Source organism: Streptomyces sp. NPDC086835 (genome assembly GCF_044745705.1).
Classification (GTDB): Bacteria; Actinomycetota; Actinomycetes; order Streptomycetales; family Streptomycetaceae; genus Streptomyces.
Map to the genome: position 1 here is coordinate 383,767 of NZ_JBIVAU010000008.1, position 21,891 is coordinate 405,657.

At 70.3% G+C, this 21,891-nt stretch carries 21 protein-coding genes; 5 read left to right on the forward strand and 16 right to left on the reverse strand.

Going from position 1 to position 21,891, the window contains the following annotated elements:
- Positions 1-679: 679 nt before the first annotated feature.
- Complete coding sequence (locus ACIPJI_RS25860; RefSeq protein WP_402249125.1) at positions 680-2,110, forward strand: endo-1,4-beta-xylanase; 1,431 nt, start codon at positions 680-682, stop codon at positions 2,108-2,110.
- Positions 2,111-2,456: 346 nt separating this feature from the next.
- Here ACIPJI_RS25860 and ACIPJI_RS25865 read toward each other — a convergent pair whose 3' ends face one another.
- Positions 2,457-3,785 (reverse strand): class I SAM-dependent RNA methyltransferase, encoded by a 1,329-nt coding sequence (locus ACIPJI_RS25865; protein ID WP_402249127.1) that lies wholly within the window; start codon positions 3,783-3,785, stop codon positions 2,457-2,459.
- An 88-nt stretch (positions 3,786-3,873) separates the two neighbouring features.
- Positions 3,874-5,922, reverse strand: coding sequence for an APC family permease (locus ACIPJI_RS25870; RefSeq protein ID WP_356621893.1), 2,049 nt, complete (start codon positions 5,920-5,922; stop codon positions 3,874-3,876).
- Between the two features lie 186 nt (positions 5,923-6,108).
- Here ACIPJI_RS25870 and ACIPJI_RS25875 point away from each other — a divergent pair, with 186 nt between their 5' ends.
- Entirely contained in the window at positions 6,109-6,777 is a 669-nt protein-coding gene (locus tag ACIPJI_RS25875) for a TrkA family potassium uptake protein (protein ID WP_307708692.1), read from the forward strand.
- Entirely contained in the window at positions 6,777-7,454 is a 678-nt protein-coding gene (locus ACIPJI_RS25880) for a TrkA family potassium uptake protein (RefSeq protein WP_307708691.1), read from the forward strand. Before ACIPJI_RS25875 ends, ACIPJI_RS25880 begins: the two co-directional genes overlap by 1 nt.
- 103 nt (positions 7,455-7,557) lie before the next feature.
- Here ACIPJI_RS25880 and ACIPJI_RS25885 read toward each other — a convergent pair whose 3' ends face one another.
- The 8 genes from ACIPJI_RS25885 to ACIPJI_RS25920 form a co-directional block, all read right to left on the reverse strand.
- Positions 7,558-8,295 carry a DUF3159 domain-containing protein gene (locus tag ACIPJI_RS25885; protein WP_159686014.1) on the reverse strand — a complete coding sequence of 246 codons (738 nt, stop codon included), beginning with the start codon at positions 8,293-8,295 and terminating at the stop codon, positions 7,558-7,560.
- A gap of 3 nt (positions 8,296-8,298) precedes the next feature.
- The gene (locus ACIPJI_RS25890; RefSeq protein ID WP_307708690.1) at positions 8,299-8,724 is read right to left on the reverse strand and encodes an OB-fold nucleic acid binding domain-containing protein; all 426 of its coding nucleotides are present in this window, start codon (positions 8,722-8,724) and stop codon (positions 8,299-8,301) included.
- 33 nt (positions 8,725-8,757) lie between these two features.
- Positions 8,758-9,441 (reverse strand): response regulator, encoded by a 684-nt coding sequence (locus ACIPJI_RS25895; RefSeq protein WP_307708689.1) that lies wholly within the window; start codon positions 9,439-9,441, stop codon positions 8,758-8,760.
- Positions 9,442-9,506: 65 nt separating this feature from the next.
- On the reverse strand, positions 9,507-12,050 hold the full coding sequence (locus ACIPJI_RS25900; protein WP_356621891.1) for a sensor histidine kinase KdpD: 2,544 nt from the start codon (positions 12,048-12,050) through the stop codon (positions 9,507-9,509).
- 171 nt (positions 12,051-12,221) lie between these two features.
- Positions 12,222-12,950: an ABC transporter ATP-binding protein gene (locus ACIPJI_RS25905; protein WP_402249131.1), complete on the reverse strand. Its 729-nt coding sequence runs from the start codon at positions 12,948-12,950 to the stop codon at positions 12,222-12,224.
- 173 nt (positions 12,951-13,123) lie between these two features.
- Positions 13,124-13,903 (reverse strand): DUF3710 domain-containing protein, encoded by a 780-nt coding sequence (locus ACIPJI_RS25910; RefSeq protein ID WP_307708686.1) that lies wholly within the window; start codon positions 13,901-13,903, stop codon positions 13,124-13,126.
- A gap of 1 nt (position 13,904) precedes the next feature.
- Positions 13,905-14,417 carry a dUTP diphosphatase gene (gene dut / locus ACIPJI_RS25915; protein ID WP_037773579.1) on the reverse strand — a complete coding sequence of 171 codons (513 nt, stop codon included), beginning with the start codon at positions 14,415-14,417 and terminating at the stop codon, positions 13,905-13,907.
- Complete coding sequence (locus ACIPJI_RS25920; protein ID WP_356621888.1) at positions 14,417-15,037, reverse strand: PaaI family thioesterase; 621 nt, start codon at positions 15,035-15,037, stop codon at positions 14,417-14,419. Before ACIPJI_RS25920 ends, dut begins: the two co-directional genes overlap by 1 nt.
- Before the next feature lie 58 nt (positions 15,038-15,095).
- Here ACIPJI_RS25920 and ACIPJI_RS25925 point away from each other — a divergent pair, with 58 nt between their 5' ends.
- On the forward strand, positions 15,096-15,554 hold the full coding sequence (locus tag ACIPJI_RS25925) for a DUF3093 domain-containing protein (RefSeq protein WP_307708684.1): 459 nt from the start codon (positions 15,096-15,098) through the stop codon (positions 15,552-15,554).
- Between the two features lie 36 nt (positions 15,555-15,590).
- On the opposite strand, the gene ACIPJI_RS25930 is transcribed toward ACIPJI_RS25925, so the two are convergent.
- The 4 genes from ACIPJI_RS25930 to ACIPJI_RS25945 all read right to left on the reverse strand — a co-directional run bounded on the left by ACIPJI_RS25930 (position 15,591) and on the right by ACIPJI_RS25945 (position 19,157).
- Positions 15,591-16,577, reverse strand: a complete 987-nt coding sequence (locus tag ACIPJI_RS25930; RefSeq protein WP_307708683.1) for a hypothetical protein — start codon at positions 16,575-16,577, stop codon at positions 15,591-15,593.
- 12 nt (positions 16,578-16,589) lie between these two features.
- Positions 16,590-16,886, reverse strand: a complete 297-nt coding sequence (locus ACIPJI_RS25935) for a DUF4193 domain-containing protein (RefSeq protein ID WP_005310959.1) — start codon at positions 16,884-16,886, stop codon at positions 16,590-16,592.
- A gap of 380 nt (positions 16,887-17,266) precedes the next feature.
- Complete coding sequence (locus ACIPJI_RS25940) at positions 17,267-18,499, reverse strand: sensor histidine kinase (RefSeq protein ID WP_402249134.1); 1,233 nt, start codon at positions 18,497-18,499, stop codon at positions 17,267-17,269.
- 4 nt (positions 18,500-18,503) lie between these two features.
- Positions 18,504-19,157: a response regulator transcription factor gene (locus tag ACIPJI_RS25945; RefSeq protein WP_005310963.1), complete on the reverse strand. Its 654-nt coding sequence runs from the start codon at positions 19,155-19,157 to the stop codon at positions 18,504-18,506.
- A gap of 300 nt (positions 19,158-19,457) precedes the next feature.
- Between ACIPJI_RS25945 and ACIPJI_RS25950 the strand changes: the two genes are divergently transcribed.
- Positions 19,458-19,625 carry a hypothetical protein gene (locus ACIPJI_RS25950; RefSeq protein WP_307708681.1) on the forward strand — a complete coding sequence of 56 codons (168 nt, stop codon included), beginning with the start codon at positions 19,458-19,460 and terminating at the stop codon, positions 19,623-19,625.
- 295 nt (positions 19,626-19,920) lie between these two features.
- On the opposite strand, the gene ACIPJI_RS25955 is transcribed toward ACIPJI_RS25950, so the two are convergent.
- The gene (locus ACIPJI_RS25955) at positions 19,921-20,721 is read right to left on the reverse strand and encodes an inositol monophosphatase family protein (RefSeq protein ID WP_402249137.1); all 801 of its coding nucleotides are present in this window, start codon (positions 20,719-20,721) and stop codon (positions 19,921-19,923) included.
- Between the two features lie 11 nt (positions 20,722-20,732).
- Complete coding sequence (locus ACIPJI_RS25960) at positions 20,733-21,860, reverse strand: ferrochelatase (RefSeq protein WP_402249139.1); 1,128 nt, start codon at positions 21,858-21,860, stop codon at positions 20,733-20,735.
- Positions 21,861-21,891: the final 31 nt, after the last annotated feature.

The window sequence follows — 21,891 nt, forward strand, 5'->3', positions numbered from 1 at the left end:
CATGTTCGTGATATCGAACAAGGGTCGAAGTGTCGAGCAACCTGAATGATAGGGAACCGGCGAACGGCGTCAATACCTCTCGCATGTATCGCCATCAAAGTCGAAACTTTTCGTTGCCCCTCTGCACGAAACAGCGCCACGTCACACCGTCAAATGGCCGCCCCTGCTCGCGCACACGCCTCCCTGCACTGACCGCGTCAAACGAGCATCATGACCGACGGCCCACATGTCCCCTGCCGGACGGGACGACGGCGCCGGGGGTTCACCGTCCGATTCACCGGGAGCCGAAAGTTTCGGGGGATAAACGGAAACTTTTTCTGCGGGGAGTATTGACGATCCATCATCAGCACCTCAATCATCCTTGTCTGAGACCGGCCATGGTTCGACATTTCGAACATGGTCGGGCCCTGGAGCACCTGCGCCACCCCACCCGGCTGAGCCGCGATGGAGTACCCCCATGCCTGTGTCGAAACACCGCCGCCGCCCGCCGTACGTCACCCGGCGGCCGACCGGGTGCGGCCCCGTGCCGGTTGAGATCGTCCCGGTCCCATGACCGTGGTGTCCGATGATTCCGTGCTGCCCGGGCTCCGGCCCGCCCCGTCCGTCTGCCGAGTGGGAGCGGACGACGCAATCCCCTGCGCGTCGGTCCTTCCGTGACTTCTACCTTGGAGGCACAATCATGGGCTCGTATGCCCTTCCCGGACCCGTTATCCGCCGGAAGATCCGCGGCCTGCTGTTGGCGCTGCTCGTCGGCGTCCTCGGTGCGGCCGCGGCACTGGTCGCGCCGCCGACCGCACACGCCGCCGAGAACACGCTCGGCGCCGCAGCGGCGCAGAGCGGCCGCTACTTCGGCACCGCCATCGCATCGGGCAGGCTGGGCGACTCGGCGTACACGGCGATCGCGGGCCGTGAGTTCAACTCGGTGACGGCCGAGAACGAGATGAAGATAGACGCCACCGAACCGCAGCGAGGCCAGTTCAACTTCACCGCCGGTGACCGCGTCCACAACTGGGCGGTGCAGAACGGCAAGCAGGTGCGCGGTCACACCCTGGCCTGGCACTCCCAGCAGCCCGGCTGGATGCAGAGCCTCAGCGGCAGCACACTGCGCCAGGCGATGATCGACCACATCAACGGCGTGATGGGCCACTACAAGGGCAAGATCGCCCAGTGGGACGTCGTGAACGAGGCCTTTGCCGACGGCAGCACGGGAGCCCGGCGCGACTCCAACCTGCAGCGCACCGGCAACGACTGGATCGAGGTCGCCTTCCGCACCGCGCGCGCCGCGGACCCGGCCGCCAAGCTCTGCTACAACGACTACAACGTCGAGAACTGGACCTGGGCCAAGACCCAGGCCATGTACGCCATGGTCCGAGACTTCAAGCAGCGCGGCGTGCCGATCGACTGTGTCGGCTTCCAGTCGCACTTCAACAGCGGCAGCCCCTACAACAGCAACTTCCGCACCACCCTGCAGAACTTCGCCGCCCTCGGCGTCGACGTGGCCATCACCGAACTCGACATCCAGGGCGCCCCGGCCACGACCTACGCCAACGTGATCAACGACTGCCTGGCCGTCCCGCGCTGCCTCGGCATCACCGTCTGGGGTGTGCGCGACACCGACTCCTGGCGACCGGAGCACACGCCGCTGCTGTTCAACGGCGACGGCAGCAAGAAGCCCGCCTACACCGCCGTCCTCACCGCACTCAACGGCGGCTCCTCCACGCCCCCTTCGGATTCCGGACCGATCAAGGGCGTCGGTTCAGGCCGCTGCCTGGACGTGCCCGGCGCCAGCACCACCGACAGCACCCAGCTCCACCTGTGGGACTGCCACAACGGCACCCACCAGCAGTGGACGTACACCGCCACCGGCGAGCTCAGGGTCTACGGCAACAAGTGCCTGGACGCCGCCGGCACCGGCAACGGCACCAGAGTCCAGATCTACAGCTGCTGGGGCGGCGACAACCAGAAATGGCGCCTCAACTCCGACGGATCCATCGTCGGAGTCCAGTCCGGGCTCTGCCTCGACGCCGTCGCAGGCGGCACCGCCAACGGCACCCTTATCCAGCTCTACTCCTGCTCGAACGGCAGCAACCAACGCTGGACCCGCACCTGATGGGACCTGCCACCAACGTGTCCCAGATCGAAGGGGGAAGAGACCTTTCGGGAGAGCTTCCACGCCTTCTGACTGGTCACGGCTGGCCAACAGGCCGTGGGAGAAGTGGCGTTCGGCGAACACGCCCTCGCGGAGGGAGGTCTCGCCCGCCCGGTTCACGGCCTCGCAGGCCGCCACGGCCGCGGGTTTGCTGAACGAGGGCGACGGTGGCAGTGATCTCGGCGGCCTCCTTCAGGGGATGGTCGGCCTTGCCACCGGGGGCCGCGCTCATCGACTCCGCCAGGAGCTTCGCAATGATCCGCGGAGGCCGCGCGAGATTAATCGACCTCGCCCTCAGAGCAGCAGGTCAGGAGCTCTTTTGCGCAGGCTCCAAAATCGCCACGCACTCCACGTGATGCGTCATCGGGAACAGGTCGAACGCCCGCAGCGTCCGCGGCTTGTAGCCCGCCTCGGCGAAGTACGCCAGGTCGCGCGCCAGCGCCGCCGGGTCGCAGGCCACGTAGGCGATGCGGCGGGCGCCGAGCCCGGCGAGGTGGCGGACCGTCTGCTTGCCGGCGCCCGCGCGGGGCGGGTCGAGGACAATGAGGTCGACGCTGTCGATGCCCGTGCGCGGGAGGACGGCCTCGACCTTGCCGTGCTCGACGCGCACACGGTCGAAGTGCTGGAGGTTGTGGCGGGCGTCCTCCACCGCGCGCTTGCTGGTCTCGATGCCGAGCACCGCGCCCTTGTCGCCCACCCGGTCGGCGAGCGCGCCCGCGAATAGGCCGACGCCGCAGTAGAGGTCGAGGGCCATGTCGCCCTTGCGGGGCAGCAGTCCCTGCATCACGGCGCGCATCAGGGTGTCGGCGGCCTGTGGGTGAACCTGCCAGAAGCCGCCGTTGCCCACCCGATGGGTGCGCTCGTCGGCGCGCTCGCGCACGAAGGCGCGGCCGTGGACCCGGTGCACGCCGCCGTCCCTCTCATCGACGCGCAGCACGGACACGGGCTTGTCGAGTTCGACGAGCGGCAGCCGGGCGCCGGGGCGCGGGGTGAGGATGACCTGGCGGTCGCCGGAGCCGGAGGCGGCGATGGCCTCGACGGTCGCCATGCCCTCCCAGAGGCGCTCCTCGATGCCGAGCTCGCTCACGCCCTGTGCGGCGATCATGCAGTGCTCGATCGGCTCGACCTCGTGCGAGCGGTGGCGGCGCAGGCCGACGTGGCCCGCGTCGTCGATGGCGTACTGGACACGGGTGCGCCACTGAGGGACCTGGCCGGGCGGCAGCTTGTCGCCCTCGGCGGGCATGACGGTGCCGTCCCAGCCGGCCTCTTCCGGGGTCAGGCCCGCGAGGCGCTGGAGCTGCTCGGCGATCACCTCGCCCTTGAAGCGGCGCTGGGCTCCCGGCTTGGCGTGCTGCCAGTCGCAGCCGCCGCACTTGCCCGGGCCGGCGTACGGGCAGGGCGCCTCGACCCGGTCCTTGGAGGGCTCGAGCACGCGCACCGCGTCGGCGCGCAGGAAACGGGAGCTCTCCTCGCCCTCGGTGACGCGGGCGACGACCTTCTCGCCGGGGAGTGTGTGCCGTACGAAGAGCACACGCCCTCCCTCCGTGCGGGCGATGCAGTGGCCGCCGTGTGCGACCGGGCCGACCTCGACCTCGTACTCCTGCCCGACCAGCGACGTCTCGGGTGCGTTCTGCATGGTGGGGTGACTCCAGAGATCAAAGGGGTGCGGCACTGTGCGGCGAAAAGGACAACGACCGACCAGTCTACGTCCGCCGCACGGTGCCTCACGCCTTGCCGCTCGGCTCCTTCGGCCGGCGGTCGACCGGACCGCGCCGCACGGAGCCCGGGGCGTTCCAGTCCTGGCGCTTCCTGGCCCGCTGCTTCGCCGCCTCGGACGACGCCAGCTGGTACGGCACCGACGTCACCATCACGCCGGGCGTGAACAGCAGCCGGCCCTTGAGCCGCAGCGCGCTCTGGTTGTGCAGCACGTGCTCGTACCAGTGGCCGACCACGTACTCAGGGATGACCACGCTGACCACGTCGCGCGGGCTCTCGCGGCGCAGGCCCTTCACGTACTCGATGATGGGCCGGGTGATCTCGCGGTAGGGCGAGTCGAGGATCTTCAGCGGCACGTTGATCCCGCGCCGCTCCCACTCGGCCTGAAGCGCCTTGGTCTCCGAGGGGTCGACGCTGATGCTGACCGCCTCGAGCCGGTCGAAGCGCATGGCCTTGGCGTAGGCGATGGCGCGCAGGGTGGGCCGGTGCACCTTGGAGACGAGCACGATCGCGTGGACACGGGACGGGCGCACACTGTCGTCGCCCGGCTCCTCCGGTGCGGCGATCTCCTCGGCGACCCGGTCGTAGTGCTTACGGATCGCGGTCATCGTGCCGTAGAAGATCACCATGCCGAGCAGGGCCACCCAGGCGCCGTGGGTGAACTTGGTGGCGAGCACGACGACGAGCACGAGACCCGTGAAGAAGGCGCCGAAGGTGTTGATCGCCCGGGAGCGGATCATGTGGCGGCGCTTGGCCTTGTCCCGTTCCGTCTTCAGGTGCCGGTTCCAGTGCCGGACCATGCCGGTCTGGCTGAGGGTGAAGGAGACGAACACGCCGACGATGTACAGCTGGATCAGCTTGGTCGAGTCGGCTCCGTACACCCAGACCAGCAGGATCGCGGCGCCCGCCAGCAGCACGATGCCGTTGGAGAAGGCGAGGCGGTCACCACGGGTGTGCAGCTGCCGCGGCAGGTAGCGGTCCTGCGCGAGGATCGAGCCGAGCAGCGGGAAACCGTTGTACGCGGTGTTCGCGGCCAGGAAGAGGACCAGCGCGGTGGCGGCGGCCAGCAGGACGAAGAAGAAGGTGCCGTCGCCGAAGACGGCGGCCGCGACCTGGGAGATCACCGGGTGCTGGACGTAGTCGGGGCCGACCGGGACGCCGTTCGCGATCAGGTCCTTCGCCGGGAACTCCGCCATCTTGACGTCGGTGGCCATGGCCAGGCCGATGATGCCGCAGAACATGGTGACGGCCAGGGCGCCCATCATCAGCAGCGTCGTCGCGGCGTTCCTGCTCTTCGGCTTGCGGAAGGCGGGGACGCCGTTGCTGATGGCCTCGACGCCGGTCAGGGCGGCACAGCCGGAGGAGAACGCGCGCAGCAGCAGGAAGAGCAGCGCGAAACCGGCGAGGCCCTCGTGCTCCGGCTTGATCTCGTAGTCGGCGGTCGGTGCGCGCATGGATTCGTCGAGGACGATCCCCTTGAAGGCACCCCAGGCGATCATGATGAACACGCCGGTGACGAAAACGTATGTGGGAATGGCGAAGAGCTTGCCCGATTCCTTCACACCGCGCAGGTTCATCAGTGTGAGCAGAACGATTATCCCGATGGCGCAGAACACCTTGTGCTCGACGACGAACGGGATCGCGGAGCCCAGGTTCTCCACTCCGGAGGAGATGGATACGGCAACGGTCAGGACGTAGTCGACGAGCAGGGCGCTGGCGACGGTGAGGCCGGCCTTCGGGCCCAGGTTGGTGTTGGCGACCTCGTAGTCCCCGCCGCCGCTGGGATACGCGTGCACGTTCTGCCGGTACGAGGCGACGACCGTGAACATCAGCACCACGACGGCGACCGCGATCCACGGGCTGAAGTGGTACGCCGACACACCGGCGACGGAAAGGACCAGCAGTACTTCGCCCGGCGCGTATGCCACGGAGGACAGCGGGTCGGAGGCGAAGACGGGGAGGGCGATGCGTTTCGGGAGAAGCGTCTCCCCCAGCTTTTCACTGCGCAGCGCCCGGCCGATCAGGATCCGTTTGGGAACGTCGGTCAGTTTGGACACGCTGAGGATCGTAAGCGCTCGATATGAGCCAAGCCCAACCGGAGCGGCCCAACCTGCGGGATCTTAACGCTTCCCATTCGTCCGGCCCTCTCGGCGGACCGTGCGTACCCGGTCCGGGCCGTGGTCTGAGACCCTGTATTGCCTTGTAAGGCTTGTACCGCAACTGATTGAGCCGGAAGGACGGTCGTGCACATCGTCATCATGGGATGCGGGCGAGTGGGAGCCGCTCTCGCGCAGACCCTGGAGCAGCAGGGACACACGGTCGCAGTCGTCGACCGGGACCCCACCGCCTTCCGCCGTCTGGGATCCGGGTTCGGCGGCCGCCGCGTCACCGGGGTCGGCTTCGACCAGGACACCCTGCGTGAGGCGGGCATCGAGGACGCCGGTGCGTTCGCCGCCGTCAGCAGCGGCGACAACTCCAACATCATCGCCGCGCGGGTGGCACGCGAGATGTTCGGCATCGAGAACGTCGCCGCCCGTATCTACGACCCCCGGCGTGCCGAGGTCTACCAGCGTCTCGGTATCCCGACGGTCGCCACCGTCCGCTGGACCGCCGACCAGATGCTGCGCCGGCTGCTGCCGTCCGGCGCGGAGCCGCTGTGGCGCGATCCGAGCGGCGGCGTCCAGCTGGCCGAGGTCTACACGTCACCGTCGTGGATCGGCCACAAGGTCAGCAGGCTCCAGGAGGAGACGGGGGTACGGGTCGCGTTCCTGACCCGGCTGGGAGAGGCGATCCTGCCGACCTCGCAGACCGTGCTCCAGGAGGGTGATCTTGTCCATGTGATGATGCGCACGGACGAGATCGCGAAGGTCGAGGAGGCCTTCACGGAAGGTCCTGAGGAGGGCGGTCACTGATGCGTGTCGCAATCGCGGGCGCCGGTGCGGTGGGCCGTTCCATCGCGGGCGAACTTCTGGAGAACGGGCACGAGGTCCTCCTCATCGACAAGGCGCCGACCGCGATCTCGGTGGAGCGCGTGCCGCAGGCCGAGTGGCTGCTGGCCGACGCCTGCGAGATCACGTCGCTGGACGAGGCGGCGCTTCAGCGCTGCAACGTGGTGATCGCGGCGACCGGCGACGACAAGGTCAACCTCGTCGTGTCGCTGCTCGCCAAGACCGAGTACGCGGTGCCGCGCGTGGTGGCGCGGGTCAACAACCCGAAGAACGAGTGGCTCTTCAACGAGTCCTGGGGCGTCGATGTCGCCGTCTCCACGCCGCGCCTGATGTCGGCGCTCGTGGAGGAGGCGGTGAGCGTCGGCGACCTGGTGCGTCTGCTGCGCTTCAGCCACGGCGACGCGAACCTTGTCGAGCTGACGCTGCCGCCGGAGTCGGCGCTGGCGGGGACTCAGGTGGGCGACGTGGCGTGGCCCGAGGACACCTCGCTCGTCACGATCATCCGTGGTTCGCGGGTGCTGACGCCGAGCCCCGAGGAGACGCTCGAGGCGGGCGACGAGCTGCTGTTCGTGGCGGCGCAGGCCAGGGAGGAACAGCTCGAGGACCTGCTGTCGGTCCGCCGCGAGGTCCCGCCGGCCTGACCGCGCTTCCCGTGTGACGCGCCCCGGGGGCGTGTCCGCCCTGGTGAGGGTGGACACGCCCCCGGGGCGCGTTCGCGACGTGGCCGCGCGGGCGGCCGGCGGTCTACGCCTCGCGCTCCGCGGCCTGCTTGCGGGCCTCCTCGGCCCGTTCCTCCGCCTCCATCTCCGCGAAGACGTCGATCGGCGGCGGGGCCTTCGCCAGGAAGACCCAGGTGAGGTAGACCGCCAGCAGGAACGGCGGGATCTTCAGCGCGACCAGGACCCAGCCGAGCTGTGTCGTGTCGGCCCACCAGTACAGCGGGAAGAGGATCGCGCACTTGGCGAGGAGGATCAGACCCCACGCCCAACTGGCCTTGGCGTACGCCTTCTTACGGCCGGGGTTGCGGGTGCGCCAGGAGAGGTTCTCCTTGAAGACCGGCCCGAGCATCAGGCCGATCAGCGGGACGCCGGCCAGCGTGGTCACGATGTAGGCCAGTGCCAGGCCCAGCGTGTAGAGCATGCCCGGCAGGTAGAAGTCCTTCGCGTTGCCGGTCATCATCGCGAACACGACACCGAAGGCCACGCCGAAGACGCCGCTGAAGGCGTGCTTGACGGTGTCCTTGCGGATCAGCCGGACGGCGACGAGCACCAGGGCGACGGCGAGGGCCGCGATCGCCGAGAGGTGCAGGTCCTTGTTGACCGTGTAGATCGAGACGAAGAGCAGGCCCGGCAGGACCGTCTCCACCATGCCGCGCACGCCGCCGAAGGCCTCGAACAGCGCGGCCTCCGTCACGGTCTTCACATCCGCGTCGGTGTCCTGCTGGTCGTTGGTCGTAGGGGTCGGCTTGTCGACAGACGCCACCGGCTACTCCTGTCCGAGTGGTCGGAGTTCGTATTTGGGATTGAACAGCACCCGGCGGCCGTGACTCATCGAGACCCGGCCGGAGGCGATCAGTCTGCGGCCCGGCTCTATGCCCACGATGGAACGGCGGCCGAGCCAGACCACGTCCAGCGGGGCCGTGCCGTCGAAGAGCTCCGCCTCCAGCGCGGGCACACCGGCCCGCGGACGCAGGGTGACCGTGCGCAAGGTACCAGCGACCCTGACGATCTGGCGGTCACCGCATTCGGAGATGCGGGTACACCCCGATGCCTGTGCGTCCTCCTGGAGCTCCTCGGACTCGAGGTCCTGCTGTGAGCTGGAGAGCCGGCCGAGCATGCGCCGGAAGCGGCCGGCCGGTCTGGCCGCCGTCTCCTCCTTCGCCGCCTTGGCGGAACGGGGTACAGCACTCATGCAGAAAGCCTACCGGCCCGCACCAGGGCCGGATCAACGTTCGAAGCGGTATCCCATACCGGGCTCGGTGACGAAGTGCCTGGGATGCGACGGATCAGCCTCCAGCTTGCGGCGCAGCTGGGCCATGTAGACGCGCAGGTAGTTCGTCTCGGTGCCGTACGAGGGGCCCCAGACCTCCTGGAGCAGCTGCTTCTGGCTCACGAGGCGCCCGGTGTTGCGCACCAGGACCTCCAGGAGATGCCACTCGGTGGGCGTGAGGCGTACGTCACGGCCGTCCCTGTGCACCTTCTTCGCCGCGAGGTCGACGGTGAAGCCCTCGGTCTCGACGGTGGTCACGTCGTCCTCGCCGCCGACGGGCTCCGCCCGTCGGACCGCGGCGCGCAGCCGGGCGAGGAGTTCGTCCATGCCGAAGGGCTTGGTGACGTAGTCGTCGGCCCCGGCGTCGAGCGCCTCGACCTTCTCGTCGGACGAGTGACGCGCGGACAGGACGAGGATCGGGACGCGCGTCCAGCCGCGCAGCCCCTTGATCACTTCGACCCCGTCCATGTCGGGCAGCCCGAGGTCGAGGACGACGACGTCGGGGTGGCGTGCCGCGGCCGTCTCGAGGGCGCCGGCGCCGTCGGAGGCCGCGTCCACCTCGTACTTGCGTGCCTTCAGGTTGATCACGAGCGCGCGTACTATCTGCGGCTCGTCGTCGACCACGAGCACCCTGGTCATGTGTTGCCCGCCTTTCCGCCCCTGTGGGCTGCTGTCACTGCCGGTCGCCGAGTACGGGCCCGCGGTCATGACGTCACCTCGGCCGCGAGGCCTGCCGCGCTCGTGCCGTGGCCGGACACGGCCGTGAGGGTGAGGACCATGGTCATGCCGCCGCCGGGCGTGTCCTCCGCGGTCAGCGTGCCGCCCATCGCCTCCATGAACCCGCGGGCGACGGCGAGTCCGAGGCCGACGCCCGCACCGCGCGGGGCGTCACCGTAGCGCTGGAACGGTTCGAAGATCCGCTCCTTCGCATCGTCGGGCACGCCGGAGCCGCGGTCGGCGACCCGCAGTTCGACCCGCCGCCCCAGGGAGCTGGCGGCGACCGTGACGGGGACGGTGTCGGGGCTGTACTTGACGGCGTTCTCGACGATGTTGGCCACGGCCCGCTCGAGCAGCCCGCGGTCCACGGCCACCATGGGCAGCGACTCGGGGATGTCCAGCTCGACGCTCTCCGCCGGGACGCCGACGAGCGCGAGGGGGATCACCTCGTCGAGCGACGTCTCGCGGATGAGAGGGGTGACGGTCCCTGTCTGGAGCCGGGACATGTCGAGCAGGTTGCCCACCAGGTGGTCGAGGCGGTCGGCGCCCTCCTCGATCCCGGCCAGCAGCTCGGCCTCGTCCTCCTCGGACCATGCGACGTCGTCGGACCTCAGCGAGGTGACCGCCGCCTTGATGCCGGCCAGCGGGGTACGCAGGTCGTGGCTGACGGCGGCGAGCAGCGCCGTGCGTATCCGGTTGCCCTCGGCGAGCTCCCTCGCCTGTTCCGCCTCCCCCACCAGCCGCTGCCGGTCCACGACGACGGCCGCCTGCGTGGCGAAGGCCGCCAGCACACGCCGGTCCTCCGCGGGCAGCACCCGGCCGGAGAGAGCCATGGCCATACGGTCACCGACCGGCATGTCCACGTCCGCGTCGTCGGGGCGGGTCGCGGGCCGGGGGCCGACGCTCGCCGTGCAGGTCCACGGGTCGACGTCGCTCTCTCGCTCGAGCAGGGCGACGGACTCCATGGCGAACGTCTCCCGTACCCGTTCCAGCAGGGCGTCCAGCGCGGTGTCGCCGCGCAGGACGCTGCCGGCGAGGAACGAGAGGATCTCGGACTCGGCCTTCAGCCTGGCCGCCTGGTGGGTGCGGCGTGCGGCGAGATCCACCACGGAGGCCACCGCCACGCCCACAGCGAAGAAGATCACGATGGCGACGAGGTTCCGCGGCTCTGCGATGTCGAGGGTGTGGGTCGGCGAGGTGAAGAAGTAGTTCAGCACCAGCGACCCCACGGCGGCGGAGGCCAGCGCCGGGAGCAGCCCGCCGAGCAGGGCCGCGATCACGGTCAGGAAGAGGAACAGCAGGACGTTGTTGGCGAGACCCGGCCCGTTCTCGAGGCTGGTGAGCAGCAAGGTGAGCAGGGCCGGGCCGGCCACACCGACCAGCCAGCCGCCGGCGATCCGGGAGCGGCCGAGCCGGGTCCCCCGGGCGCCCGGCAGCCCCCTGCCCTTGCCCGCCTCGCCGTGGGTGACGATGTGGACGTCGAGGTCGGGGCCCGAGTCGCGGGCGACGGTGGCGCCGACACCCGGCCCGAACAGGTACTGCCAGGCCTTGCGGCGGCTGGAGCCGAGCACGATCTGGGTGGCGTTGACGCCGCGCGCGAACTCGAGCAGCGCGGAGGGCACGTCGTCACCGATGACATGGTGGAACGTGCCGCCGACGTCTTCGACGAGGGTGCGCTGGACGGCGAGTTCCTTCGGCGAGGCGGACGTCAGTCCGTCGCTGCGGGCGATGTAGACGGCGAGGACCTCGCCACCCGCGCCCTTCTCCGCGAGCCGGGCCGCGCGCCGGATGAGGGTGCCGCCCTCGGGTCCGCCGGTGAGACCGACGACGATGCGCTCGCGGGCCTGCCAGGTGGAGCGGATGTTGTGCTCGCCGCGGTACTGCTGGAGGTACTCGTCCACCCGGTCGGCGAGCCACAGGAGGGCCAGCTCCCGCAGCGCCGTGAGGTTGCCGGGGCGGAAGTAGTTCGACAGCGCCGCGTCGACCTTGTCCGGCTGGTAGATGTTGCCGTGGGCCATCCTTCGGCGCAGGGCCTGGGGCGCCATGTCGACGAGTTCGATCTGGTCCGCCCTGCGGACCACCTCGTCGGGGACGGTCTCCCGCTGCCGCACACCGGTGATCGTCTCGACGACGTCACCGAGCGACTCCAGATGCTGGATGTTGACGGTCGATATGACGTCCGTCCCGGCCGCGAGGAGCTCCTCCACGTCCTGCCAGCGCTTGCTGTTGCGTGAGCCGGGGACGTTGGTGTGGGCGAGTTCGTCGACGAGGGCGACCGCGGGGCGACGTTCGAGTACGGCGTCGATGTCCATCTCGGTGAAGACGGCGCCCCGGTGGGCGATCTCCCGGCGCTCGATCTGCGTGAGGCCGTCCAGCAGGCGCGCGGTGCGGGGGCGGTCGTGCGTCTCGACGAGCGCCACCACGCAGTCGGTACCGCGTTCGGCACGGCGGTGCGCCTCGGACAGCATCGCGTACGTCTTGCCGACGCCCGGTGCCGCGCCGAGGTAGATCCGTAGCTTGCCGCGTCCCATGGGCCTCATTGTCTTTCGAACACTGCGTTGCGCAGCGTCGACCTTACGTCGAAGGAAACGGGCGAACCGGACGGTCCGGGACCACGGGGTGCGTATTGACGCGATTCTGATACGGCGGCGCCACCGCTCCCGGCGCCCTTCTCAGGGCTGGTCGGGCGCAGACATGCCTGGTCAGGCTTCGACGATCTCGCCGTCGGCCAGTTCCAGTACGCGGTCGGCGAGGCCCAGGAGCTGAGGGTCGTGCGTGGCGACGAGGGCTGTCACGTTCTCGCTGCGGACGACCGCGCGCAGCAGTTCCATCACGGCCAGTCCCGTCTCCGCGTCGAGCTGCCCGGTCGGCTCGTCCGCGATGAGCAGCTTGGGCCGGTTGGCGAGCGCGCGGGCGATGGCGACGCGCTGCTGCTGTCCGCCCGACAGCTCGCCCGGGCGCTGGGCGGCATGGTCGGCGAGGCCCACCAGGGCGAGCAGGAGTGCCACGCGTTCCTCCCGCTCCCGCGGGTCCGCCTTGCGCAGCCGCATCGGCACACCGACGTTCTCCGCCGCGCTCAGGATCGGGATCAGGCCGAACGACTGGAAGATGAAGCCGATCCGGTCGCGCCGCAGCTCGAGCAGGCCGTTCTCGCCGAGTTCGGAGAGGTCGGTACCGTCGACGGTGATCCGCCCCTGGTCCGGTGTGTCGAGACCGCCGACCAGGTTGAGCAGCGTGGTCTTGCCCGAGCCCGAACGGCCTTTGAGGGCGACCAGTTCGCCCCGCGGGATCTCGAAGGAGACACCGCGCAGCGCGTGGACGGCCGCGGCTCCCGTGCCGTACGAACGGTGCAGGTTCTCGATCCGCACCATGGGTCGCGAAGCGTCGTCGACGACGGCCGCGCCGGACTGTGCGCTGCTGCTCTCGGTCATCTGGATGTCCCCCCGTGCCGGATCGTGTCCGGCACAGTATGTGCAGGGGCCACGCGCCCGGGCAACGGTCGCGCGGGAACCCATGGCGAGCCGTACGGAACGGTCCGTGGGCCCGCACCCTGGGGTGCGGGCCCACGGGCCACATCGCTGTCGTACGAGGTCGCCGACCGCTGTCAGCGCACCTCGGTGATCTCGGGGCCGCGCTGGAGCTGACCCATGCCCCCGGAGAACCGGGAGCCTTCCTGCTCCTCCTGCTGAACGCCCTCGGGCACCATCTGCGCGTCGTCCGGCAGCTTGAGGACGATCGGGTCGCGAGGCGCCATCGGGCCTTCGCCGCGCACCACGACGGTGTCCCTGAAGATCTGCTCGAGCAGACCGGCCGCCTGCGGCTGCACCGCGCCCTGCCCGGAGATCACTCCGCGCAGGAACCAGCGGGGGCCGTCGACGCCGACGAAGCGCACCATCTGCACACCGCCGGTGCCGTCCGGGAGCTGTACGGGCACCTGGGCGCGCAGCTCCCAGCCGAGCGGGCCCTCGACCTCGTCGATGATGCCGCCCTGCTGGGTGATACCGGAGGCGATCTCCTCGCGGACCTCGCCCCAGATGCCCTCCTTCTTGGGCGCCGCGAAGGCCTGGAGCTGTACGGCGCTGTCGCGCAGCACGACCGTGGCCGCGACGATGGCGTCACCGGCGACCTCTACCCGCAGTTCCATGCCCTCGACCCCGGGCACGAACAGGCCGCCGAGGTCGACCCGGCCCTCGCCGGGCCTGGAGACCTCGGAGACGTCCCAGGGGCCGTCGGGCCGGGGCGCCGGCGGGAGGTTCACCCGGCGGGCGCCGCTGTCCCCGGCTTCCGTGCCGAGCTCGGCGGACTCGTCGGCGACTCGCTCGGCGCCGTCCGCTGCGTCCGCCGCGTCCCCGGCGGAACCACTCTTCTTGCGACGTCCGAACACGTCACTGTCCTTCCCGGTCGGATACGACCGAAGCGTATCGATTCCCACCCGTAGAGCCGTCCACGGCGGCATGACCGCCGGTGGACCCGAAGCCCCCCTCGGCCCGCGCAGATCCGGGAAGCTCCGCCACCTCGTGGAAGCGCACCTTCTCGACCTGCTGGACGACCAGTTGGGCGATCCGGTCGAACCGTTCGAACCGCACGCTCTCGCGTGGATCGAGATTGACCACGATCACCTTGATTTCCCCACGGTACCCGGCATCAATCGTCCCTGGGGCATTCACGAGGGCGACTCCGCAGCGGGCGGCGAGCCCGGACCGGGGGTGAACGAAGGCCGCGTACCCGTCGGGCAGGGCGATCGACACTCCGGTGGGCAGGACGGCACGCTCGCCGGGGGCGAGTTCGGCGGCCTCGCACGTCACCAGATCGGCACCCGCGTCACCGGGGTGACCGTAGGCGGGAAGCGGCACCTCGGGGTGCACGCGGCGGATGAGCACGTCGACGGGATCACGCATCAGGGGTTCACCTCGAAGGCGCGTGCGCGCCGGACCTGGTCGGGGTCGGCCATCGCGGCCTGGATCTCGGCGGGGCGGCCGTTCTCGATGAAGTGGTCGACCTTGACCTCGATGAACAGGGCGGACGCCCGCACGGCCACCGGCCCGTCGGGGCCTCCGATGCGTCCGGTGGCGGTCGAGTAGATCTTGCGGCCGGCGACGGCGGTGACCTCGGCGTCGAGGTACAGCACGGTGTCGACCGGCACGGGCCGCACGAAGTCGGTCTCGAGCTTGCCGGTGACCGCGATGACCCGCAGCAGCCAGTTCAGCGAGCCGAGCGTCTCGTCGAGCGCGGAGGCGAGCACGCCGCCGTGCGCGAGACCCGGGGCGCCCTGGTGCGCGGCCTTGACGGTGAACTCGGCGGTGACGCGGACGCCTTCCTGTGCCCGTGCCTCGAGGTGCAGGCCGTGGGGCTGCTGCCCGCCGCACCCGAAGCAGTGCCCGTAGTGCGTGCCGAGAAGCTCGCCCGGGGCGGGCGCATCGGGGTGCCGCACGGGCGCCGTGGCGTCGGCCGGCGGGGTCAGGGCCGAGGAACCGGCCGGGGGTACGGGGGTCGCCCCCCGGGAGTTCGCGTTGCTCACAGGCGCAGACCTTACCCGCGCGGCTACCCGCAGGTCGCACCGTGCCAAGCTTGGATTCATGCAGCCTTCCGCCCCGCAGTACGCAGAACGTCTGACCGCGCCCCGATCCTGGTGGGCCGTCACCGCCCTCGTCGCCGTCTCCGGCGGTCTGATCCTGCTGCCGCTGGGGACCCTGCCGATGCTGGGCGGGGTGATCGCCGCGGGCGCGCTGGCGTCGGCGCTGGTCAGCTCCTACGGCTCGGCCCGTATCCGGGTGGTGGCCGGCTCCCTCGTCGCCGGGGACGCGAAGATCCCGGTCTCCGCGCTCGGTGAGGCCGAGGTGCTCGACGCGGAGGAGGCGCGGGCCTGGCGGCTCCACAAGGCCGATCCGCGGGCCTTCATGCTGCTGCGCGGCTACATCCCGACCGCCGTACGGATCGAGATCACCGACCCGGAGGACCCGACGCCGTACGTCTATCTGTCGACACGGGACCCGAAGGCGCTGGCCGCCGCCCTGACGGCCGTCCGCGCGGCGTAGGGCCCGGTCCGCCGCCGGACAGCGGGGTCCCGCCGGTCAGGCGGGGTCCGGTCCCATGGGCAGTTCCGGGTGCCGCAGGGGCTGCTGCGGCTGCTCCAGGGGCGGCAGCGCGGGAAGCGCCTCCCACGGGACCTGCCTCTTGCGCAGGTCGGCCCGGATACGGTCGGCGAGCTTCCTGGTGTCACGGCGGTTCATCACGGCGCCGACGGCCGCGCCGACCATGAACGGCATCAGGTTCGGAAGATTGCGCACCATGCGCTTCATGATCTGCTGGCGCAGCTGGCGCTTGAGCTGACCGCCCATCGAAACGCTGTACGTCGAGGGCTTGGTGACCTCGATCCCACGCTCCTGCGACCAGGAGTTCAGATACGCGGTGCTGCGGTCCATGAGGCCGCCGGGCGCCCGCACCCCGTAGACCTCGTGGAGCTCGGCGACGAGCTTCAGTTCGATGGCGGCGACGCCGACGACCTCCGCCGCGAGCTCGGCCGGCATCGCCGGCGGCACGGGCATCATCGCGGCGGCGCCGATACCGGCGCCCACCGTGGAAGTGGCGTTGGCCGCTCCCGCGACCAGCTTGTCGGCAAGCTGCTCGGGGGAGAGGCCGGGAAACTGCCTGCGCAGTTTCTCCAGGTCACGCACCGGGACGCGCGGCGCGTTGTCGATCAGCACGTCGGCGATGTGCGCGAGCGCCGCCTTGGCGCTCTCCTTGCTCCTGACGAGCCTGGTGCGCGCGCCCTGCCCCCGCCGGACGAGGCCCGCCCTTGCGCTCTCGCCGCCCTTGACGACGCCTTTGGTGACCGTGGCCAGGCGTCGGGCCCTGGTCGGGGACCCTGCCTGGCCGGCTGTCCCGAACGAGGCCGGCAGGCCTCGCTCCGCACCCTCGGTCGCGTCGTACGGCAGCAGAGCGGACGAGTCCTCCGCGGACGCCGCAGCGTCCTGTGAGGGGCCCGTACCGCCCTGGTGCGCCTCCGGCCGTCCATCACGCCGAAAGCGCCGCTTCCCGGACGGTTTCTCGCCTGTCACGGCGGCCCTGCCTCAGTCGCAGTCGCGGCAGATGGGCTGGCCGTTCTTCTCGCGCGCCAGCTGGCTGCGGTGATGCACGAGGAAGCAGCTCATGCAGGTGAACTCGTCGGCCTGCTTGGGCAGGACCCTGACGGCGAGCTCCTCGTTGGACAGGTCGGCCCCGGGGAGCTCCATGCCCTCCGCGGCCTCGAACTCGTCGACGTCGACGGTCGAGGTGGACTTGTCGTTCCGCCGGGCCTTCAGTTCCTCAAGGCTGTCCGAATCGACGTCGTCGTCGGTCTTGCGTGGGGTGTCGTAGTCCGTTGCCATGTCGCTCTCCCCCTCTGGGTGGTTGCGGTGTCTCAGCGCACGTAACGCGTGAGAGGCCGGACTTGTGCCCGACCTGAGGCGGAGATTTTGCCTCACATCAAGGTCTGTTACTCAATCGACACCCAACCGGACCCCCCGAGGGTGATCGGGTTGGATGGCGATGGGGACCGTACACGGTCCGCAGGCGTGCTTCACGGGCGCCACCCCGTGTACTTCCCGTGATGTCACCCCCCGGAAACCCGGGCTTTTACCGGCTTTCCGCACGATCATCGATCACGCAGCGTAGATGGATCCGATTCGTCCCGTGTGATTGATCGCACATGGATTCGTCGGATGTCGTTTCCGAATATTCCGCTTAAAGCGAACATCGGGCGAGAAGCTCAGACCGGAAGAGTGACACGCATCACCAGCCCGCCTCCCTCCCGCGGCACCGCGGAGATACGGCCCCCGTGGGCGCGGGCCACCGATCGCGCGATGGAAAGCCCCAGGCCGACCCCCTTGTCGCTGCCCGTGCGCTCCTGGCGCAGGCGCCTGAACGGCTCGAAGAGGTTGTCGATCTCGTAGGCGGGAACCACCGGTCCGGTGTTGGTCACCAGCAGGACGGCCTGGCCGTGCTCGACCTCCGTGGTCACCTCCACCCAGCCCCCCGGCAGGTTGTACCGGACGGCGTTCTGCACGAGGTTCAGCGCGATCCGCTCCAGCAGCACGCCATTGCCCTGGACGACCGCGGCCCGGCGCTCCCCCCGCACCTCCACGCCCTTCTCCTCCGCCTCCGAGCGGACCTGGTCCATGGCGCGTGAGGCCACCTCCGCCAGGTCCACCGGCTTGCGCTCGACGATCTGGTTGTCGCTGCGGGCGAGCAGCAGCAGCCCCTCGACCAGCTGCTCGCTGCGCTCGTTGGTGGCCAGCAGCGTCTTGCCCAGTTGCTGGAGCTCCGCGGGAGCTCCCGGATCGGACAGGTGCACCTCGAGCAGCGTGCGGTTGATCGCCAGCGGCGTACGCAGCTCGTGCGAGGCGTTCGCCACGAACCGCTGCTGGGCGGTGAAGGCCCGCTCCAGGCGGTCCAGCATCTCGTCGAAGGTGTCGGCGAGCTCCTTGAGCTCGTCGTCGGGTCCGTCCAGCTCGATCCGGCGCGAGAGGTCGGAACCGGCCACCTGGCGCGCGGTGCGGGTGATCCGTCCCAGCGGCGACAGCACCCGGCCGGCCATCGCGTAGCCGAAGGCGAACGCGATGATGCTCAGGCCGAGCAGGGCGAACAGGGAGCGGCGCAGCAGGTCGTCCAGCGCCAGCTCGCGCTGGTGCTGGAGACAGGCGGAGACGGCCTGGTTGAACTGCTCGCCGGAACCCTCCTCCGGGAGGGTGCACCAGTCCGTGGTGGGCTGGACCTTGCCCTCGACGATCTTGAACGGCAGATCCGCGACGCCGACGTGCAGCGCCTGCGCGGTGAAGAGATAGATGATCGACAGCAGCAGGATGCCCGCGATCAGGAACATCCCGCCGTACAGCAGCGTGAGCCGTATCCGGATGGTGGGGCGCAGCCAGGGACGGACAGGCTCCCTGGGGTCCCAGGTCGGTTTCGGGGGCGCCTCCGGCGGCGCGGGAACGCTGGCCACGCGATCAGATCCGGTAACCGGAACCGGGCACCGTGACGATCACGGGCGGTTCGCCGAGCTTGCGGCGCAAGGTCATCACGGTCACCCGCACCACATTGGTGAACGGGTCCGTGTTCTCGTCCCAGGCCTTCTCCAGCAGCTGCTCGGCCGAGACGACCGCGCCCTCACTGCGCATCAGGACCTCCAGGACCGCGAACTCCTTCGGGGCCAGCTGGATCTCCCTGCCGTCCCTGAAGACCTCGCGGCGGTTCGGATCGAGCTTGATGCCGGCACGCTCCAGCACCGGCGGCAGCGGCACCGTCGTACGCCGCCCGAGGGCACGCACACGCGCGGTGAGCTCGGTGAACGCGAACGGCTTGGGCAGATAGTCGTCGGCGCCGAGCTCCAGGCCCTCCACGCGGTCGCTCACGTCCCCCGAGGCCGTCAGCATCAGCACCCGGGTCGGCATGCCCAGCTCGACGATCCTGCGGCAGACGTCGTCCCCGTGGACCAGAGGAAGGTCGCGGTCGAGCACCACCACGTCGTAGTCGTTGACCCCGATGCGCTCGAGGGCGGCGGCGCCGTCGTACACGACGTCGACCGCCATGGCCTCCCGGCGCAGTCCGGTGGCCACCGCATCGGCGAGCAGCTGCTCGTCCTCGACGACGAGTACGCGCACGTCGCTTTCCTCTCTCGGGAGCCCCGTCACCGTGACAGGGCAGGTCTGCGCACTGACTGTGCGGCTCCATCCTGCCCGTTACGCGCGTAAACCGGCTGTAAGGCGAACAGGCTCGACAACCGCACCGCGGAATAAGGAGGATTTCCGGGACAGTTGAGGTTTCCACCCGGGAAGGCCTGGGGAGGACGACTGCACATCCCGATCACGCCCTGTGTGTGGCGCACCACGACCTGTTCCAGGGTTGATCAACCCACCGTCGGCACACCCCCGTGCCACCGACCTACGACGAGGGGGCGCATCATGGACGCTTTCACTGCCGGACTGCTGCAGCGCATAAAGGCCGCCGAGGACGACCTGACGGTCGCCCGGGAGACGGGCGACGACTTCCTCGCCGACGTCGAGCAGGCGGAGCTGGATGATCTCCACCGCCTCGCCGCCGAGCACGGGGTGAGGCTCACCGCGGCCTGATCTCCGACCGTGCTGCACCGAGGCCCGGCCCCGCGCGAAGCGGGCCCGGGCCTCTGGCGTGGAGGCGTTGTCGCGCCCGAGGCTGATGTCGCGGAGCGAGATCAGCCCGCCCGGCGTTTGAGGGCATCGCGCGAAGCGCGGTACGGGGCCCGGGCGCGGGGCTTGCCCGCCACGCGGCGGAGCCGCACATCGGTACAGCGGGAAGTGGGGGTCCCCCCACGGCCGCCAGGCCGTAGGGGGAGGGTGGTGGAACAAGCCCGCCGCGGGCGCCCACGCACCCGCACCGCAACCGCGCTCAGTCGTGCCACGCCCCCAGTTCCTCCAGCAACGCCTGCAACGGCTCGAAGACCCCCGGCACCGCCGCCACCGTGAGGTCGCCGGACGGTCCGTCCCCGGGGCGGCCACCGGTCAGCGCGCCGCCCTCGCGGGCGATCAGGTCGCCCGCGGCGAGGTCCCACGGGCTGAGCCCGCGCTCGTAGTAGCCGTCCAGACGGCCCGCCGCCACGTCCGCCAGGTCGATCGCCGCCGAGCCGCTGCGCCGGATGTCGCGCAGCTGCGGGATCAGCCGCTGGGCGACGTCCGCCTGGTGGGTGCGGACGGTGTGGACGTAGTTGAAACCGGTCGAGACCAGGGCCTGGTCCAGCGGCGGCGCCGGCCGGCACCGGACGGGCCGGTCGTTCAGGAACGCGCCGCCGCCACGCACCGCGTGGAAGGTCTCGCGCCGCATGGGGGCCTCGACGACGCCGACCACGGTCTCGCCGTCGAGCTCCGCGGCGATCGAGACGGCCCAGGTGGGCAGCCCGTACAGGTAGTTGACGGTGCCGTCGAGCGGGTCGATGACCCAGCGCACACCGCTGGTGCCCACCGTGGCCGCACCCTCCTCGCCGAGGAAACCGTCGTCCGGGCGGTGCTCGGAGAGAAAACCGGTGATCAGCTTCTCCGCCGCGATGTCCATCTCGGTCACGACGTCGATGGGGCTGGACTTGGTCCTGGCGACGCCCAGGTCGTCCGGGCGGCCGTCCCTCAGCAGGGCGCCGGCCTTCCGGGCGGCCTCCAGGGCAAGGGGCAGCAGTTCGGACGTGAGCGGGTCGGTCACAGGGGTCTCCTTCACGCGTACGGGCTGTCGGCGCCGGCCGCCGCGGGCTTGGGCGCGCGGGCCGGGCAGCATCCGACAGGGCAGAGGTCGTGACTCGGGCCGAGCGCTCCGAGGGCGCAGCGTTCCGCCGGGATGCCGCGCTCGCTCGCGGCCCGTTCCAGCAGGAGGTCGCGCACGGCGCCGGCGAACCGCGGGTCGGCGCCCACGGTCGCGGAGCGGCGCACCGGCAGGCCCAGCTCCGCGGCCTTCGCGGTGGCCTCCGTGTCGAGGTCGTACAGGACCTCCATGTGGTCGGAGACGAAACCGATCGGGACCATGACGACGGCCGGCGCACCGGCGGTGTGCAGGCTCTCCAGGTGATCGCAGATGTCCGGTTCCAGCCAGGGGATGTGCGGGGCGCCGCTGCGGGACTGGTAGACGAGCTCCCACGGGTGCTCGAGGCCGGTCTCGTGGGCGACGGCCTCGGCGACGGTCCGGGCCACGTCGAGGTGCTGGCGCACGTAGGCGCCGCCGTCCCCGTGCTCGGCGTCGGGGCCGGAGGCGTCGGCCGCGGAGGTCGGGATCGAGTGCGTGGTGAAGGCGAGGTGCGCACCCGAGCGGACGTCTTCCGGCAGGTCGGCGAGCGAGGCGAGAACGCCGTCGATCATGGGCCGTACGAAGCCGGGGTGGTTGAAGTAGTGCCGCAGCTTGTCGACGCGCGGCAGTTGCCGCCCCTCCGCCTCCAGTGTCGCCAGCGCGTCCGCGAGGTTCTCCCGGTACTGGCGGCAGCCGGAGTACGAGGCGTAGGCGCTGGTGGCGAGGACGGCGATGCGCCGGTGTCCCGCGTCGGTCATCTCGCGCAGGGTGTCGGTGAGGTACGGCGCCCAGTTGCGGTTGCCCCAGTGGACCGGCAGGTCCAGCCCGTGCTCGGCGAAGTCCTTGCGAAGGGCTTCGAGCAGCGCCCGGTTCTGGTCGTTGATGGGGCTGACGCCGCCGAAGAGGAAGTAGTGCTGCCCCACTTCCTTCAGCCGTTCCTTCGGGATGCCTCGGCCGCGGGTCACGTTCTCCAGGAACGGGACCACGTCGTCGGGGCCTTCGGGGCCGCCGAACGAGAGCAGCAGAAGGGCGTCGTAAGGCGCTGGGTCACGCTGATCGGACATGCGTCGATCCTGCCACCCGCCTCCGGCAGCG

What these genes read in the sequence shown, in the direction of transcription:
- ACIPJI_RS25860 (WP_402249125.1), top strand. Translation starts at nt 680, where the DNA reads ATGGGCTCGTATGCCCTTCCCGGACCCGTTATCCGCCGGAAGATCCGC.
- ACIPJI_RS25865 (WP_402249127.1), bottom strand. Translation starts at nt 3,785, where the DNA reads ATGCAGAACGCACCCGAGACGTCGCTGGTCGGGCAGGAGTACGAGGTC.
- ACIPJI_RS25880 (WP_307708691.1), top strand. Translation starts at nt 6,777, where the DNA reads ATGCGTGTCGCAATCGCGGGCGCCGGTGCGGTGGGCCGTTCCATCGCG.
- ACIPJI_RS25890 (WP_307708690.1), bottom strand. Translation starts at nt 8,724, where the DNA reads ATGAGTGCTGTACCCCGTTCCGCCAAGGCGGCGAAGGAGGAGACGGCG.
- ACIPJI_RS25895 (WP_307708689.1), bottom strand. Translation starts at nt 9,441, where the DNA reads ATGACCAGGGTGCTCGTGGTCGACGACGAGCCGCAGATAGTACGCGCG.
- ACIPJI_RS25900 (WP_356621891.1), bottom strand. Translation starts at nt 12,050, where the DNA reads ATGGGACGCGGCAAGCTACGGATCTACCTCGGCGCGGCACCGGGCGTC.
- ACIPJI_RS25905 (WP_402249131.1), bottom strand. Translation starts at nt 12,950, where the DNA reads ATGACCGAGAGCAGCAGCGCACAGTCCGGCGCGGCCGTCGTCGACGAC.
- dut (WP_037773579.1), bottom strand. Translation starts at nt 14,417, where the DNA reads ATGCGTGATCCCGTCGACGTGCTCATCCGCCGCGTGCACCCCGAGGTG.
- ACIPJI_RS25925 (WP_307708684.1), top strand. Translation starts at nt 15,096, where the DNA reads ATGCAGCCTTCCGCCCCGCAGTACGCAGAACGTCTGACCGCGCCCCGA.
- ACIPJI_RS25935 (WP_005310959.1), bottom strand. Translation starts at nt 16,886, where the DNA reads ATGGCAACGGACTACGACACCCCACGCAAGACCGACGACGACGTCGAT.
- ACIPJI_RS25950 (WP_307708681.1), top strand. Translation starts at nt 19,458, where the DNA reads ATGGACGCTTTCACTGCCGGACTGCTGCAGCGCATAAAGGCCGCCGAG.
- ACIPJI_RS25960 (WP_402249139.1), bottom strand. Translation starts at nt 21,860, where the DNA reads ATGTCCGATCAGCGTGACCCAGCGCCTTACGACGCCCTTCTGCTGCTC.